The following is a 15,802-nucleotide window of genomic DNA, read 5'->3' on the forward strand; positions in this document are numbered from 1 at the left end:
CGCAGGCATGACGCAGGCCACCTGCTCAGGGCGCAGCGGGGGGCAGTCGCCTTGCCGGGCCGGTCGATTCCCGGACGATCAACGCAACCTCCACCTCGGTGCTGCGGGGCGGTGTCTCTCCGGCCAAGGTCGCGAGCAAGCGGTCGGCCGCGGTGGACCACATCGTCTCCGTCGGCACGCGCATCGTGGTGAGCGCTGGCTGCAGGTGGCTGGCCATTTCCAGATCGTCGAAGCCGACGATGGAAAGATCCTTCGGCACTTCCAGGCCCATGCAGCGCGATTCCAGCAACGCGCCAAAGGCGAGTACGTCGTTGCCGCAAACGATCGCGGTGGGCGCGGGACGGTGGGCCATCAGTTGACGCAGGCCCTCGCGCGCTTCGGATAGGCCGTATGGACGCTCCACGACACGCGCAGGCGGCAGTTCGAGCCCGATCGACGCAAGCGCCTGCCGCACGCCCGCCAAGCGCTGTGCGGCGCGATCGTTGAATTGCGTGATCCCCGCCAGCATGGCGATGCGGCGGTGACCGAGGTCGATCAGGTACCGGGTGGCCCGGGCCGTGGCCGCTGCGTTGTCGAAGCCCACGCTCAGCAGCGCGCAATCCGGCTGGTGCACCATGACGTGTACGCAGGGCAGGCCGCGTTTTTGCAAAAAATGCAGGAGATCGGGGTGCTGGCTGAAGCCGCACAAGGCCAACGCGTCCACGCCCCGGGTGACCAAATTCACGGCCTGCCGCGTCTCGCTGCCCGGGTCATACCCGCTGGTCGCAATCAGCAAATGCACTTCTGACAGCGCAAGACGCCGCTGCAATGCGTCGATGGCCTGGGCGAAGATGGCGTTGTCCACGGTCGGGAAGACGGCTCCCACCGTCCCTGTGCGGTGCAGCATCAGCGCCCGCGCTCCGGCGTGGGGAACGTAGCCCAGGCGAGCGACTGCCCCGAGAACGTTCTTGCGCAGCGCTTCGCGGACCGCGCCGGGCTGGTTCAGAACGCGCGAGACCGTGGCGGTGGAGACGCCTGCCATCTGCGCCACGTCGTCGATGGTCGGGCGCTTGTTTTCTCGAGTATCCATGCTGGGACTGTATGCGTTTACAAGCGATTTTGACACCCGATGACCCGGGGAAATCCCCTAAAAGATAGGCGATCCTATCGGTTGACGCTGCTCTCCTCAGCGCAGATACTGCAAGCGCTTACAAAACGGAGACCCCCACGTGACCCCTGCACAGCCGATGCATCAGCGCCGAATCGCCGCAGGTTCGGGCCCGGGTTCCGGCGTTGCGCTATTCCTGGGGTCGGCATCGCGTGCACTCAGCGCCATCGGTGCGCTGCTATTCGTCTGGTGGGCGGCAACCGACGGCACGGGCCTTGTCTCCAGCGTTCGCTTTCCTTCCCCTTCGGAGACGTGGGGCGCCTGGCAGCAGATCCTGTGGGAAGGCTACGGCAGCGCCCGGTGGCATGAGCACGTGATCCGCAGCGTGGCGCTGGTGACGCTGGGCTTTGCCGCCTCCGCGTCGCTCGGGGTCGCGCTGGGCCTCGCCATGGGCTCCAGTCGAACGATCGAGGCCCTGGTCAATCCGGCATTTCTCTTCCTGCGACCGATCCCTCCGCTCGCCTGGATTCCGCTGGCAATCGTCTGGCTCGGGCTCGGGGACTCGGCCAAGGGGATGGTGATCTTTGTGGCCGCGTTCGTGCCCTCGGTGATCAACAGTTTCAGCGGCGTGCGCCAGATCGACGCGCCCTTGCTCGAGGCCAGCGCGATGCTGGACGTGCGCGGGTGGCGTTATTGGCGGGAGGTGCTGATTCCCGGCGCCTTGCCGAGCATCTTTACCGGCCTGCGTTTGTCGCTGCAAGCATCCTGGACAACGCTGGTGGCCGCCGAACTGGTGGGTGCCGTCGCAGGCTTGGGGCAGATCCTGAATCAGGGCGCACAAGACATCTACACCGCGATGATTCTCGTCGGCATGATCAGTGTGGCGTCGTTCGGGTGGCTGATGACGCTTGCCTTGGGCTGGGTGGAGCGTCGCGCCATGCCCTGGAGGGCGCACTGATGGTGCCAGCACGCCTGCCTGCGACCCGCTTGCGGATGCTCAGCGCGCTGGGCGCCGCCGGCCTTGTCCTGTTCTGGAGTGTTGCCGCTGCCTCGGGGATCGTGCCGCGGACCTTCCTGCCCACGCTCCGGGATGTCCTCTTGCGCCTCATCGAGCTGACGCACCAACCCTTCGCCGGCAATACCCTGCAAAATCATTTGCTCTCCAGCTTGGGAAGATTTGCGTTGGGCTTCGCCCTCGCAGTCGCTGTCGGAATTCCGCTGGGCCTGCTCATGGCGTGGTTCCGGGCGATCGACAGGATCGTGGCACCCGTCTTCGAGGCCGTTCGTTTCGTTGCACCGATTGCCTGGGTGCCCTTTGCCGCACTCTGGTTCGGCACGGGAATCGGCGGCCCCGTGCTGATCATCTTCCTGGGTGCCTTCCCTCCGGTGCTGATCAACACCTACCGCGGCGCCCAGTTCGTGGATCGCAAATACATCGAAGCTTCGCGCATGCTCGGTGCAGGTGCGTGGCGCGGCATCACCCAGGTCATGCTCCCGGCGGCCCTGCCGTCAATTGTTTCGGGCCTGCGAATTTCCGCAGGGCTTGGCTGGCAGTCCTTGGTCGGCGCCGAACTGATCGTCGCGTCCAGCGGGGTTGGCTACCTCATGGTCAAAGGACAGGCCGGTCTTTCGACCGCAACGGTGATGAGCGGGATGATCGCCATCGGCATCGTCGGCTCCGCCATCGATGCGCTGCTGCGCCGCATGCAACGAGCCATGGAAGCCCGCCGAGGCCTTTGAGCGCCAAGGCACGAACACCAGCGAAGGAGACATACATATGGCGACGATCGAATTCAACAACGTCGGGCGCACGTTCCACCAGGGCGACCAGAGCTTCGTTGCGCTCAAGGGGGTCAACCTGGAGGTCGGAGACCGCGAGTTCGTGGCCATCGTCGGACCCTCGGGATGCGGGAAGACCACGTGCATGCGCATGGCCGCTGGGCTGGAGCAGCCCAGCGCAGGCAACGTCCGGGTGGACCGGGAAGTGATCACGAAGCCTGGACCGGACCGGGCCGTGGTTTTCCAGCAGTTTGCGCTGTTCCCATGGAAGACGGTCTGGGAGAACATCGAATTCGGCTTGCACGCGTTGCGCGTTCCCGCCAAGGAGTGCACGCAGCGCATCGAGCAGTACATCGCCCTGATGGGCCTCAGCGGCTACGAAAAGGCATTTCCTCACCAGTTGTCTGGCGGGATGCAGCAGCGTGTGGCAATCGCCCGCGCCTACGTTCTCGACCCGAAGGTCCTGCTGATGGACGAGCCCTTCGGTGCCCTGGACGCGCAGACCCGGGTGGCCATGCAGGAGGAACTCGTGCGGCTGGCACGCCGGCACCCGCGGACGGTGCTGTTCATCACCCACGCGGTGGACGAGGCGGTCTACCTGGCCGACAGGGTCGTCGTCATGTCCAGGCGCCCCGGAACGGTTCGCGAAATCATCGACGTCAAGTCCATTCGGGAGGCAGAGCAATGGGACGCTTTGCCGTGCATCGAGGACGTGATGGATCAGCCGGCGTTCGTCCGCCTGCGCACCCAAATAGGGAAGCTGCTGCGCGAGCAGCAGGGCCGCGGCGTGCATTGATTTCCATGCCCGTGCGCCGTCCTCTGACTGGAACCAGGAAACATTCCATGAACCGCATAAAGCAGGCGATCCTCTCCGCAGTGGCGGTGGGCGCGACGCTGGGGGCGCATGCCCAGCCGACCGAACTCACGGAAATCAAGGTGAGCTACCAGCCGGCCCTGTACTGGGCGCTGCCCTTCTTCGTCGCCACGGAAAAGAACTGGTGGGCCGAGGTCGGGTTGAGGCCCGTGTTCAGCGTCTTTCCCGCCGGCGTGCCGCAGATGGCTGCGGCTGCGTCCAAGTCGTGGGACGTTGGCGCGACGGGCTCCGTGCCGGCCGTGTTGGGATTTCTGCGTTTCGGGATCCGGACGGTCGGGCTGAGCAACGACGAGTCCGGCACGAATGCGTTGATGGCCAGCCAGGCGGCTGCGCAGCAATTCGTGAAGAACCCGGCGTCGATCAAGGGCCAAACAATTCTCGTGACCAGCAATTCGACGGGGGACTTCGCCGTGCAGGCATGCCTGAGGAAATACGGCCTGTCGAAGTCGGACGTCAGCATCAGGAACATGGGCCAGGCCGAGATCATCTCGGCCCTCTCGTCAGGGGGCGGAGCGCTGGCAGGGCTCTGGGCGCCCAACACCTACCAAGTGGAAGAGAAGGCCGGCGCGGTCCAACTGTGCTCGGGCAAGGACGGTGGAGTCATAGTCCCTGGCGCGTTGGTCGCGCGCGGAGACTACGCGCAGCAAAATCCGGAGAACGTGGCCAAGTTCCTGGCGGTCTACCTGCGCGCCTGGTCGTGGATGCACGCCAACCGTGGCGAGGCCATCGCGATGATGCGCAGGTTCTACGAACAGGGCGGCACGCAGGTCGATGACGTTTCCCTGCAAAAGGAATTTGCGACGCGCCCCACCTTCCGGCTCGATCAGCAATTGGCGCGCATGGATCGCAGCCGGGGCGACTCGGAGATGGACGGGTGGTTCAGCCAGATTGCCCACTTCATGCGCGGCACGGGCGCCATCCAGAACGCTCCGGCGTCAAACGCATACATCACCGAGGCGTACATGAAGCGCGTCAACGCGGACCCGAAATTGCGCGAGTTCGCGAACCGTACCAATTAGTGTCCTGCCCCGCAAATAGCGGCACATGACCGCGTCGGATGCTGTAAGCGCTATCAAAACAAAACCTTCAAGCGGCCGTCCCCGCCGCGTTCCGGAGATCGATATGACCGTGACCTATCTGAAAAAGGCCGACAAAACCCTTGAGACGGAAACCGGGGCTGCGCAGCAGGTCGTGCGCGAGATGCTTGCCGCCATCGGCGCGCGCGGCGAAGCGGCGGTTCGCGAATATGCGCAGAAGCTCGACGCGTGGGATGGCGAGATCGTCGTGCATCGCGACGAGATTCGGCGCCGCGCCGCAGAGGTCCCGGTGGCCGTGCGCCGCGACATCGATTTCGCCATCGGGCAAGTGCGTGACTTCGCCGCCGCGCAGCGCGATTCCATGCAGGAGTTCTCCGTGGGCCTCCACCCGGGCGTCACGGCCGGACAGCGCGTGCTGCCAGTGAATGTGGCCGGGTGCTATGCACCGGCCGGCCGATACGCCCACATCGCGTCCGCCTACATGGGCGTGGCGACCGCGAAGGCTGCCGGTGTGCAGACGGTCATTGCTTGCTCAGGGCCGTTTCGCGGCGGGCCCATGCACCCCTGCCTGATGTATGCGTTCGATCGGGCCGGTGCAGACGTCATCATGACCTTGGGCGGAGTCCAGGCGATCGCGAGCATGGCCTACGGCCTTTTCACGGAAAAGCCGGCCGACGTGATCGTGGGGCCAGGCAACAAGTTCGTCGCCGAAGCAAAGCGCAGGCTCTTCGGCCAGGTGGGCATCGACGTATTCGCGGGTCCGTCCGAAGTGGCCGTCATCGCGGACGAGCGCGCCGACGCGGCAATGGTTGCGAGCGACCTGGTGGGCCAAGCCGAGCACGGGCACGAGTCTCCTGCATGGCTGTTCACGACGTCGAAGGAACTCGCGCGGGACGTCATGCAGCGCATTCCCGCGCTGATTGGTGCGCTGCCGCCGACCGCCCGGGACGCCGCGGCCTGCGCATGGCGTGACTATGGCGAGGTGATCGTCTGCGACACGCGCGAGGAAGTGCGCGCCGTGTCCGACGAATATGCCTGCGAGCATCTGGAAGTTCACTGCCAGGACCTCGACTGGTGGTTGGCGCATCTCACCTGCTACGGCTCGCTCTTCCTGGGCGAAGAAACGACCGTGGCTTTCGGCGACAAGACGAGCGGGCCGAACCACGTTCTGCCCACGAAGGGCGCTGCGCGCTATTCGGGTGGATTGTCCGTGCACAAGTTCATGAAGACGCTCACGTGGCAGCGCATGACGCGCGAGGGCGTGCGCGAAATCGCTGAGGTCACCGCGCGCATCTCGCGCCTCGAAGGCATGGAAGCCCATGCGCGCACGGCCGACGCCCGGCTGGCGAAATATTTTCCCGGGCAGCGCTTCGAGCTCGGCGAACCCGTTGTCGCCTGAGCTGCGCCGCCATGCGTCTGGCGCAGCTTTTCGATTTGACCGGCCGGCGTGCGCTCGTCTCCGGAGGCAGTTCCGGAGTCGGCGAAGCCATGGCGCTCGCGCTGGGCAGCGCCGGTGCGCGCGTGCTGCTGATGGCCCGGCGATGGCCCGCGCTGCATGCTGCGCAGGAACGGCTGCGCGCACGGGGGATCGTGGTGAGCTCCGTGGCCGCCGACCTCGCCGACCCGGCCGCCGTCACCGCGGCGGCGCGTGCCGCTGAGGCTGATTGGGGCGGCGTGGACATCGTCGTGAACGCCGCCGGCGTGAACTTGAGGGAGCCGTTCGCCGAAGTCACGCCCGCGAGTTGGCAGACGCAGCTGAACCTGCATCTCGCGGCCCCCTTCTTCATGACGCAAGCGTTGGCACCCGGCATGGCGCGGCGCGGCTGGGGCCGAATCGTCAACGTCGCCTCCCTGCAGAGCTTTCGGGCATTCGCCAACAGCGCGCCCTATGGCGCCGCAAAGGGCGGGGTGGTACAGATGACGCGCGCCATCGCGCAGGAGTGGTCGCCCTACGGCATTACTTGCAATGCCATCGGACCGGGCTTCTTTCCGACCGCGTTGACCGCTCCGGTTCTTGCAGACCCGCAGCACTGGCAGCGCAACGCCGAACAGACGGCCATGGGCCGCAATGGAGAGTTGAAGGACCTCCATGGAGCCACGGTCTTCCTGGCGAGCGATGCCAGTGCGTACGTCACCGGCCAGACGCTCATGGTCGATGGGGGATTCACCGCGCGGTGAGTCACCGGCACGCTTGAGGAATGGAACATGAAGGCACTCGTCTACACCCAAGCCAGGGAACTGCAAATGCAGGACCGTCCCTTTCCCGGGATGGGTCCCGGCGAAGTGGTGCTCAGGATCGATGCCGTCGGCATCTGCGGCTCTGACCTGCACGCATGGCGCGGACACGATCCGCGCCGCAAGCCTGGCCTGGTACTCGGGCACGAGTTCGTGGGGACGGTGGTCGAGACGGCGGCCGCTGGCTTCGAGCGCGGCATGCGCTTTACGGGCAATCCGCTCATCACCTGCGGTGTTTGCGCGTACTGCGTTCAGGGGCGCAACAACCTGTGCAGCGCCCGCACGATGCTTGGCATGACTCGCCCAGGCGCGTATGCAGAGTTCATGGGCATTCCGGCCGCTTCCCTGATCGCGATGCCGCAGGACATGCCGGATTGGGCGGCCGCTCTCACGGAACCCGCGGCGACGGCGTGGCACGCCATCCACGGGTCCCTGCGGGTCCTTCAGCGCCCGGTGCACGCGTGCAAGGTCTTGGTGATCGGGGGCGGCGCGATCGGCATGTTGGCGGGCTTGCTCCTGAAGCGCCTTGGCGTGACCGAGCTGAGCATGAGCGAAGCCAACGCATTGCGCAGAGCGGCCCTGCGAACCCACGTCGCGTGCACCGTGCTCGACCCCCGGCAACAGGCCCCTGGCGAAAACCAGTTTGACTACGTGCTGGACGCGGTGGGCGCCGGCGTGACGCGGCAGCAATCGCTGCGCGCCATCAGGCCCGGCGGCGTCGTCCTGCACGTGGGACTGCAGGACGGGGCGAGCGAGATCGACATGCGCAAGCTGACCCTGGCCGAGATCACGCTGCTGGGCACCTACACCTATACGACGGCAGACCTCCGCGCGGCGGTCGCCGCACTGCACGGCGGCGTATTCGGCGATCTGTCCTGGGTGGAGCAGCGGCCGCTGGCCGATGGCCCGCGCGCTTTCGAAGACCTTGATCAGGGCCGTACCGCGGCGGCCAAGATTGTTCTGCTGCCCTGAGTGGCGCGGCCATCGGGCGGATCGGTTGCCCTAAGGGAAAACACTTCATCAACCAAGTCATATGGATGATATGGTTGACTTATTCGGAAACGCATACTTGTCTTCGCCCCCCACTCTCGAAGGAGAACCCATGATCCATTGCGTATTGCACGACCCCGACGACAGCGTTGCGGTCGTGGTCACTGAGGGCGTCCAGGCCGGTCAGGTCCTCACGGCGTTGATCCTCGACGAAGACCGCACGATCCAGATTCCGTGCAAGGCCGACATTCCGTTGGGCCACAAGGTCGCCATGAAGGACCTCGCCGTAGGCGAGACGGTCATCAAGTACGGCACCGACATCGGCAAGGTGGTCACCGCGGTCAAGGCCGGCGAGCACGCGCACGTGCAAAACATCAGGACCAAGCGCTGGTAAGCCGCCCGCATCAAGTTCATCCAGGACCTTTCCATGTCAAGCATCACCAAAGACACCTTCTTCCGGGGCTACCGCCGCGAAAACGGCCGCGTCGGCGTGCGCAATCACGTCGTGATCCTGCCGCTGGACGACCTCTCGAATGCTGCTGCCGAGGCCGTTGCGCACAACGTCAAGGGCGCAATGGCCATTCCCCATCCGTATGGTCGCCTGCAATTCGGCGCCGACCTGGACTTGCATTTCGCGACCCTGATCGGCGCGGGCTGCAACCCGAACGTGGCCGCTGTCGTGGTCATCGGGATCGAAGAGGGCTGGACCCGGAAAGTGGTTGACGGCATCGCCACGACGGGCAAGCCCGTGGTGGGCTTTGGCATCGAAGGCCATGGCGACCACGAGACCATCATGCAGGCATCGAAGGCCGCCAGGCAGTACGTTCAGCACGCCAGCGAGATGCAGCGAGTCGAATGCCCCATTTCCGACCTCTGGGTATCGACCAAATGCGGCGAGTCAGACACCACGTCGGGTTGCGGCGCGAATCCGACGGTGGGCGACGCGTTCGACAAATTGCATGCCTTGGGCACCACGCTGGTGTTCGGTGAAACATCGGAGCTGACGGGCGGCGAGCAGATCGTGGCGGCGCGCTGCGCGAACGACCAGGTGCGCGAGGACTTCATGAAGATGTTCCAGCGCTATCAGGACATGATCCAGCGCAACAAGACGAGCGATCTCTCCGAGTCACAGCCGACCAAGGGCAACATCGCGGGCGGGCTGACCACCATCGAAGAAAAGGCGCTGGGCAACATCCAGAAAATCGGCCGCAAGTGCACCGTGGACGGCGTGCTGGACAAGGCCGAGCGCCCCCTGCATCCGGGCCTTTGGTTCATGGACTCGTCGTCGGCCGCTGCGGAAATGGTCACCCTGTGCGCCGCCTCGGGCTTCGTGGTGCACTTCTTTCCGACGGGGCAGGGCAACGTGATCGGCAACGCCATTGTCCCGGTCATCAAGATCTGCGCCAATCCGCGCACCGTGCGAACCATGGGCGAGCACATCGACGTCGATTGCTCGGGCCTGTTGCAGCGCGAACGCACCCTGGACCAGGCCGGCGATCAGCTGCTCGACATGATGATGCGCACGATCAATGGGCGCTGGACCGCCGCCGAGGCGCTGGGTCACCGCGAGTTCGTGCTGACGAGACTCTTTGAAAGCGCTTGAGTCGCATGAATACGCGGCGCTGGGTGCTTTCGGTCATCGTGGCTGCGGCAGCAGGTCTGGTCGTGCTCCCGATGCGCGCGCAGGCCCAGGCCGCCGACTACCCCGGCAAACCGGTGCGCTACATCGTGCCGTTTGCCGCGGGCGGCCTGACCGACGCCATTGCGCGGCTGGTCGGCCAGAAGGCGAGCGAGTCGCTGATGCAGCCGGTGGTGATCGACAACAAGCCGGGAGCCAACGCCAGCCTGGGCGCCGACTTGGCGGCCAAGTCACCGGCGGATGGCTATACGTGGCTGGCCATCACGCTCACGCACGCGGTGAACCAGTCGCTTTTTGCGCACCTTCCCTACAGCCTGACGAAGAATCTGACCCCCGTGGTCCACTTGGCGAACAGCCCGTTGGTGCTGGTGGTGCATGCCGACAACCGGGCAAACACATTGCAGGAATTCCTGCTCGATGCGCGGGGCAAGTCGCTCAACGGAGGGTCCTCCGGCAACGGCACGCCACCGCACCTGGGATTGGAGTTGCTCGTGCTGAGTGGCAGGATCAGCGCGCAGCACGTGCCCTACAAGGGGGGCGCTCCCTCGCTCAACGATCTGCTCGGCGGTCAGCTCGATTTCATCGTGGCGAACCTTCCGGAGGCCGCGCCCTACGTCAGGGCCGGCAAACTGCGCGCGCTGGCCGTCACGTCCGTTCAGCGCCATCCCTTGCTGCCGGACGTGCCCACCTTTGCGCAAGCGGGTCTGACGGGCATGGAACTCGAGAACTGGACGGGATTGGTGATGCCTGCGGGAACGCCCGCTGCGGTCGTCGACAAGGTCGCCGCCGAAGTCATCAAGGCGCTGAAGCTGCCGGAGCTGCGCAACAGGATGCTCGGCATGGGCTTCACGCCCACGGGCCTGGGCCCCACCGAGTTTGGCCGCGTGATTCAGCAGGACGTCGCGCGCTGGCGCAACATCATCCAGGAGCGCGGAATTCGCGCTGATTAGTTCTGGGTTCGTCATGAAAAAAATCGTCATCACTGAATTCATGGACCTCCCGGCGGTTGAGTCGCTCTGCCAGAAGTTCCACGTCGTCTACGACCCGAAGCTGGTCGATGACGCAGCGCGGCTCATGGCTGCCGTCGCGCAGGCCGATGCGGTGGTGGTGCGCAATCGCACGCAGGTGCGCGGCGCGTTGCTCGCCGCCTGCACAAGGGCCGTCGTGATCGGGCGTCTGGGCGTGGGCCTGGACAACATCGACGTCGCGTCCTGCGAGGCGCGCGGCATCAGAGTCCTCTGCGCGACCGGTGCCAATTCGGTGGCGGTCGCGGAGTACGTGATCGCCACCTGCATGGTGCTGCTGCGCGGCGTGTATCAATCCAGCAGCGAGGTGGCCGGCGGAGCATGGCCGCGCGCGCAGCTCTCCACCGGCCGCGAGACGGCGGGCAAGACCCTGGGTCTTGTCGGCTTCGGGGGCATCGGCCGTCTCACGGCGCGTCTCGCGCAAGGCCTGGGCATGCACGTGGTCGCGCACGACCCGCTGCTGCACAACGACGATGCGGTGTGGACGCACAGCGGCGTCGAGAGCATGCGCCTGTCCGACGTGCTGGCGCGCGCAGACGTGGTCAGCCTGCACGTGCCGCTGACCCCGGATACCAGGAACCTCCTGTCCGCTGAGCGCATCGGCAGCATGAAGAAGGGTGCGATCGTCATCAACACCGCGCGTGGCGGCATTGCCGACGAAGCTGCGCTGGCCCGCGCGATCAAGTCGGGTGCGCTGGGCGGTGCGGCGATCGACGTGTTCGATCCCGAGCCGCTCAAAGCCGGCAACCCGTGGGCCGCTTGCCCGAACGTGATCCTCACACCCCATGTGGCGGGCGTCACCGCCGAGGCCAACGCACGGGTCTCCACAAGGATCGCGGCCGAAGTGGCCAGGGTTCTGGGCGCTTGACGATGCCGCTGCATACCCTGCAAGAACTGCAAACGCTGACCCGGCGCGCCTTGGAAAATGCCGGTGCGTCTGCCGCTCAGGCCGAGCCCACGGCGCGCGCCTTGGTCGCCGCCGAAGCGCAGGGGCTGGCCTCGCACGGCCTCGCGCGCGTGCCGATGTACGTCGGCCACATGGAGGCCGGCCGCGTTGTCGGCAACGCCCGGCCGCGCATTCAGGCCGAGCGGGCCGGCGCGGTGCTGATCGACGCTGGCGATGGCTTTGCCTTCGCGGCCTGCGAACTCGCTGTCGGGCAAGCCATTGCGCGCGCCAGGGCCTGCGGCATCGCCATCGGGGCCGTCACCAACAGCCACCATTTCGGTGTTGCTGCGCATCATTTGGAGGCAGTGGCCGCAGAGGGCCTGGTCGGCCTGGCTTTCGGCAACGCTCCGGCCGCCATGCCCGCCGCCGGCGGGAGGCGCGCGCTTTTCGGCACCAACCCGATTGCTGCGGTGTTCCCGCGCCAGGGCGCCAAGCCGGTGACCGTGGACCTTTCCTTGTCCGAAGTGGCGCGCGGCAAGTTGATGCTCGCGGCCAGGAAGGGCGAAGCCATTCCGTTGGGTTGGGCGCTCGACGCGCAAGGCAATCCGACCACCGACCCCGCCAAGGGACTGGAAGGCTCCATGCTGCCGGCGGGCGGCGCCAAGGGCGCGATGCTGGCTTTGATCGTCGAACTGCTGGTGACTTCGCTCACCGGTGCACAGTTTGGCGCGCAGGCCGATTCCTTCTTCGTCAAGGAAGGCAATCGGCCCAAGCTGGGTCAGGCGTTCATCGTGGTGGACCCGTCGGCGCTGTCCGGTTCGGCCACCTACTTCGCACGGGTGGAGGCGCTGATGTCGGCGATGCTGGCGGACGCAGGCGTGCGCGTGCCGGGGTACCGGCGCTTTGATCTCGCGCTCAGGGCGCAGAGCCTGGGCATCGACGTTCCCGAAGCGACGCTGGTTCCGATCCGGGTGTTGGCGGGCATGGCCTGATCAAACTGGGGGGCGGTTCTCGTGGTCCTGCTGCTTTTCAAGCTGGGCGGATAGCCTGGTCAAGCGGACGTCCGCTTTTGGCGGACGAACTTTTGGGCTTTCTGCATTCCAGCGTCAGTTCGACCGTCGTGGTGATTGGCAGAAGCTTGTCTCCGATATTCGTTGCGCCCACGCTGCCGCTGATGTTCAACGCAGCGTTCTTGGTTTGCTCGGCCACGTCCACGCACATGGTCTTGGTCATTCGGCCCTGGGCATCGTACTCCAATTTGTTTGCCAAACCGCTGGCCGAAAGCTGGATGTCTGTGTCTGGAAGTCCCACGACAGAATACGACCAGGAATCGCTGTACTTTTTCTTCTCTGGGGGACTCTCCCGGGATTGCTCATATTTCTTGATCAGTTGCTCCACTTCGGACGCACTCAATATGGGATTGAGCAGAGACTCCTCGGCAAACACGGTAATCTTGACGCCGACGCTCTCGGTGCCGACCGGCACTTTGAAGTCAATCTTCTTGTTCACGGGTTGGTCCTGCTCGACCGCAGTGGCGCTAAAGACCGCGCGATCGGCCCCCTCTGCGGAGAGCGGAGCCGATGGCGCCGAGCGCTTGGTCGCGGGGATGCTGCGTGCGGCGGGCCCCTTGCCGTCTTGCGTCACGCTGCTCCTGGCATCCAGCGAACCCGAGGGCATTCGCTTTGTGGCTGTCTTGGCGCCGGTATCGACTCCCAGACCCGGCGGGACCACCATGGAGACTTGGGCCTGCGTGCTGTCTTCGTAGATCGGAAAACTGATTCTGATGGCATTCGGATAGTCCAGGTCGCTCAAGGTCAGAAAATAGACATCGGGCAATACGCGCTCGAACGCAAAGGCGCCATTGGCGTCCAACTCGGCGACGGCCCGCATCTGCGTATGAATCCCCTCGAGCAAAACCTTGCGGCCCGCCAGCGAACTGACCGGATCGCCCTGCTGCGAGAGCAACTTGCCCGACAGCTGCGCGTCCGCCTTCATCACCCGCGCGTAATAGACAGCCGTAAACTCTTTGCCGTTGGCCCTGGAACTCAAGTTCAGTCCCAACTCAAAGTCGCCCTTTGGCAGCATGCCCAGAATTTGCTGCATGGCCGGGCCCGAGATCGAAAGGCTGGAATCTTCCGGATTGAAGGACCAGAAGTCCTTCAACTTCACCAACATGGTACTGGTTCTTCCATCGACGATCTCCCCTGTGCTGAAGTCATTCAGATCCGGCGCGGACAATCCTTTCACCCTGAAAGTCAGTGGGGCGCCGGTCAGTGCGTTGTCTGGCCCCAGGCCCTCAATGGTCAGTTCCGGGAGCGGCGGGGACTCGTCAGGCGTGTGGTCGTTCGCCTCTACGGCAGTCGGCCGCGGTGACCTGAGCAACAGATGGCGCACCGACGTGGTGGCGCCGCTCCTGATTTCGAACGCCGCTTCCTGATCCTCCCCGGTGTCGCCGGGGGTGGAAAAGCGCAGTTGCCCGTCCTTGAGCAAGGCGTCCGATACGGCGCCCGAGGGCGTGACCTGGTCGGCGCCCGCAGGAAGGTCCAGTTCCTTGAGCGAGAGAGAGATCACTTGCGCCGGACCAACATCAAGACGATCGATTCTTCCCACGGGCGCGGACGCTGCGTCAGGCGGCTGCGTCTGTACGCTGTCCCCGTCTCCACAGGCGGTCAGCAGGGCGCCGACCAGAAGCATGAGGGTGAGCAAAGTTTTCATCATGACGGACTCCTTCGGTGGAACACATGATTCACGGTACTTTCGTATGGATAATGGGTATTACGGCCAGCCGCTGGGGCCGCTACCGGATTGCAGCGGCCCCAGCGAACGCAAAACGCGTATGGTTGCTCCGGTACGCTCAGACCCATTTCGTTATACACAGCTCCCCTGAGCCTGAAGCTCGCGACAGAACCTGATGCCAGCGGCAAAGTCAAGAATGCGCTGCATTCCCAGCCAGATGGTCTTGACTCCGGGCTCACCATCGCGCTTTCGCGCAAGAAAGCCCCCCAGCCTGGCAATCAGCCGCACCACCTCGTTGAGCGTGGGCGGCTCCTTGGGCAACTCTTGCTTGTTCAGGATGTATGCCGCTTTCCATTCGTCGGGCTCGAACATCAGTTGCGCATCCAGTTGCGGGCAGCTACGCCCCAGTCGCATCAGCCGGGCAATGCGCCAGGCCACCACCATGTACAGCACCACCGCGCGTTCTATCTTGCTGACACTGCCCAACTGCAAGGCTTCAATCCGGCAACCGTTCTTGAGCACATGAAAGAACATTTCGATCTCCCAGCGCGCCCGGTACCAGTCGATCATCCGCGCGGCTTGCTCCAGGGTCTCCACGGGCAAGTTCGTCAGCAATCTCCACTCGATGGGCTTTTCGCCATTCGCCAGCGGCTCCTCCCGGGCAACGATGCATGTGGCCTGCACAAACCCGCCGTGGCCATCGGGCAACTCCAGCGCTTGCGCCCACACTTGCTGTACCACTTCACGAGGGCGCGACCCCTGGCGCGAGGCAAGGGTGAAACGAATCTCTCCCTGCGAATCACCCGCCGTCACCCGGCTCCACAGTTTGTCGTCTTCTCCGAGAACTCGGTTGTGTTTGCTGCGCAGCAACCAGTCCACTGGCTCGCCCAAGTCACGTGCTCGCACCATCAGGGCCATGATGTCAGCCTCGCGGTCGGCCACGTAGACCAGTCGTGTATTGGGCAACTGCGGGGCCATCTCGGCCAGTCGTTCGTAGCCCTCTATCCAGCGCAGGCTTTCGCTGACGCCAGGACGGCTACCATCGCTCTGGCGCGGCTGTCGTGCCCACATCCACGCATCAAGCACACCCAGCGGCTCGCGCGAGGTGGAGATGGCGTACGTGGGGTGCAGGTACATGCCGCGCTGGGCCTCGTAGCTCAGTGGCCCCAACCCCTTGGCCTTTTGCCCATTGAAGTTCAGTTCGGTGGTGTCCTGGATGCACAAAACATGCTCGTGCGCCGCCATGCGGGCCACCGAGTTTTCGATGTGCGGCGCCAGGATGTCTTCCCACTGGACCTCCTCATTGCCAAAGAAGCGGTAGGCTCCGATGGTGTCGGCCCAATCGCCGCAGGCTTGGGGGATACTGGCCGTGGGCTTGGCGCTCAAGCTCTCGATCAGGTGGATCGCACGCTGTTTGCGTCTGGGGTCCCCCAGGTTCATGCTCTTGAATTCCGTGGCTACCCAGTTCATTGTGTGCTTTCGCTATGAAATAGGTAGCATAGCTTATGCTCGGG

At 64.9% G+C, this 15,802-nt stretch carries 15 protein-coding genes; 12 read left to right on the plus strand and 3 right to left on the minus strand.

What is annotated here, in order from left to right:
- Nucleotides 1-25: 25 nt before the first annotated feature.
- Nucleotides 26-1,069, minus strand: a complete 1,044-nt coding sequence (locus D5041_RS06130) for a LacI family DNA-binding transcriptional regulator (RefSeq protein ID WP_010103315.1) — start codon at nt 1,067-1,069, stop codon at nt 26-28.
- A gap of 157 nt (nt 1,070-1,226) precedes the next feature.
- On the opposite strand from D5041_RS06130, the gene D5041_RS06135 reads away from it, so the two are divergent.
- From D5041_RS06135 to D5041_RS06190, 12 genes are all read left to right on the plus strand, one after another.
- The gene (locus D5041_RS06135) at nt 1,227-2,045 is read left to right on the plus strand and encodes an ABC transporter permease (RefSeq protein ID WP_265284099.1); all 819 of its coding nucleotides are present in this window, start codon (nt 1,227-1,229) and stop codon (nt 2,043-2,045) included.
- Nucleotides 2,045-2,827, plus strand: coding sequence for an ABC transporter permease (locus D5041_RS06140; RefSeq protein WP_265284100.1), 783 nt, complete (start codon nt 2,045-2,047; stop codon nt 2,825-2,827). Before D5041_RS06135 ends, D5041_RS06140 begins: the two co-directional genes overlap by 1 nt.
- 37 nt (nt 2,828-2,864) lie before the next feature.
- Nucleotides 2,865-3,662, plus strand: coding sequence for an ABC transporter ATP-binding protein (locus D5041_RS06145; RefSeq protein ID WP_265284101.1), 798 nt, complete (start codon nt 2,865-2,867; stop codon nt 3,660-3,662).
- A 47-nt stretch (nt 3,663-3,709) separates the two neighbouring features.
- Nucleotides 3,710-4,759, plus strand: a complete 1,050-nt coding sequence (locus D5041_RS06150) for an ABC transporter substrate-binding protein (RefSeq protein WP_265282561.1) — start codon at nt 3,710-3,712, stop codon at nt 4,757-4,759.
- A gap of 103 nt (nt 4,760-4,862) precedes the next feature.
- A complete protein-coding gene (gene hpsN, locus D5041_RS06155) occupies nt 4,863-6,176 on the plus strand; it encodes a sulfopropanediol 3-dehydrogenase (RefSeq protein WP_265282562.1) in 1,314 nt (437 codons plus the stop codon).
- 11 nt (nt 6,177-6,187) lie between these two features.
- Nucleotides 6,188-6,955: an SDR family NAD(P)-dependent oxidoreductase gene (locus tag D5041_RS06160; protein WP_265284102.1), complete on the plus strand. Its 768-nt coding sequence runs from the start codon at nt 6,188-6,190 to the stop codon at nt 6,953-6,955.
- A 27-nt stretch (nt 6,956-6,982) separates the two neighbouring features.
- Nucleotides 6,983-7,984 (plus strand): alcohol dehydrogenase catalytic domain-containing protein, encoded by a 1,002-nt coding sequence (locus D5041_RS06165; protein WP_010099890.1) that lies wholly within the window; start codon nt 6,983-6,985, stop codon nt 7,982-7,984.
- Between the two features lie 130 nt (nt 7,985-8,114).
- Nucleotides 8,115-8,396: a UxaA family hydrolase gene (locus D5041_RS06170; RefSeq protein WP_265257967.1), complete on the plus strand. Its 282-nt coding sequence runs from the start codon at nt 8,115-8,117 to the stop codon at nt 8,394-8,396.
- A 33-nt stretch (nt 8,397-8,429) separates the two neighbouring features.
- Nucleotides 8,430-9,605 carry a UxaA family hydrolase gene (locus tag D5041_RS06175; RefSeq protein WP_265257966.1) on the plus strand — a complete coding sequence of 392 codons (1,176 nt, stop codon included), beginning with the start codon at nt 8,430-8,432 and terminating at the stop codon, nt 9,603-9,605.
- Nucleotides 9,606-9,610: 5 nt separating this feature from the next.
- Nucleotides 9,611-10,591, plus strand: a complete 981-nt coding sequence (locus D5041_RS06180) for a Bug family tripartite tricarboxylate transporter substrate binding protein (protein WP_265284103.1) — start codon at nt 9,611-9,613, stop codon at nt 10,589-10,591.
- A 13-nt stretch (nt 10,592-10,604) separates the two neighbouring features.
- A complete protein-coding gene (locus D5041_RS06185) occupies nt 10,605-11,534 on the plus strand; it encodes a hydroxyacid dehydrogenase (RefSeq protein ID WP_265257964.1) in 930 nt (309 codons plus the stop codon).
- A gap of 2 nt (nt 11,535-11,536) precedes the next feature.
- Entirely contained in the window at nt 11,537-12,544 is a 1,008-nt protein-coding gene (locus D5041_RS06190) for an Ldh family oxidoreductase (protein WP_265284104.1), read from the plus strand.
- Nucleotides 12,545-12,581: 37 nt separating this feature from the next.
- Here the strand turns inward: D5041_RS06190 and D5041_RS06195 are convergent, their stop codons facing one another.
- Together D5041_RS06195 and D5041_RS06200 are read right to left on the minus strand one after the other, a co-directional pair.
- On the minus strand, nt 12,582-14,270 hold the full coding sequence (locus D5041_RS06195; RefSeq protein ID WP_265284105.1) for a hypothetical protein: 1,689 nt from the start codon (nt 14,268-14,270) through the stop codon (nt 12,582-12,584).
- A gap of 150 nt (nt 14,271-14,420) precedes the next feature.
- Nucleotides 14,421-15,758, minus strand: coding sequence for an IS4 family transposase (locus D5041_RS06200; RefSeq protein WP_265257567.1), 1,338 nt, complete (start codon nt 15,756-15,758; stop codon nt 14,421-14,423).
- Nucleotides 15,759-15,802 lie beyond the last annotated feature (44 nt).

Origin of the sequence: Verminephrobacter aporrectodeae subsp. tuberculatae (genome assembly GCF_026127385.1) — a bacterium.
Lineage (GTDB): Bacteria > Pseudomonadota > Gammaproteobacteria > Burkholderiales > Burkholderiaceae_C > Acidovorax > Acidovorax aporrectodeae.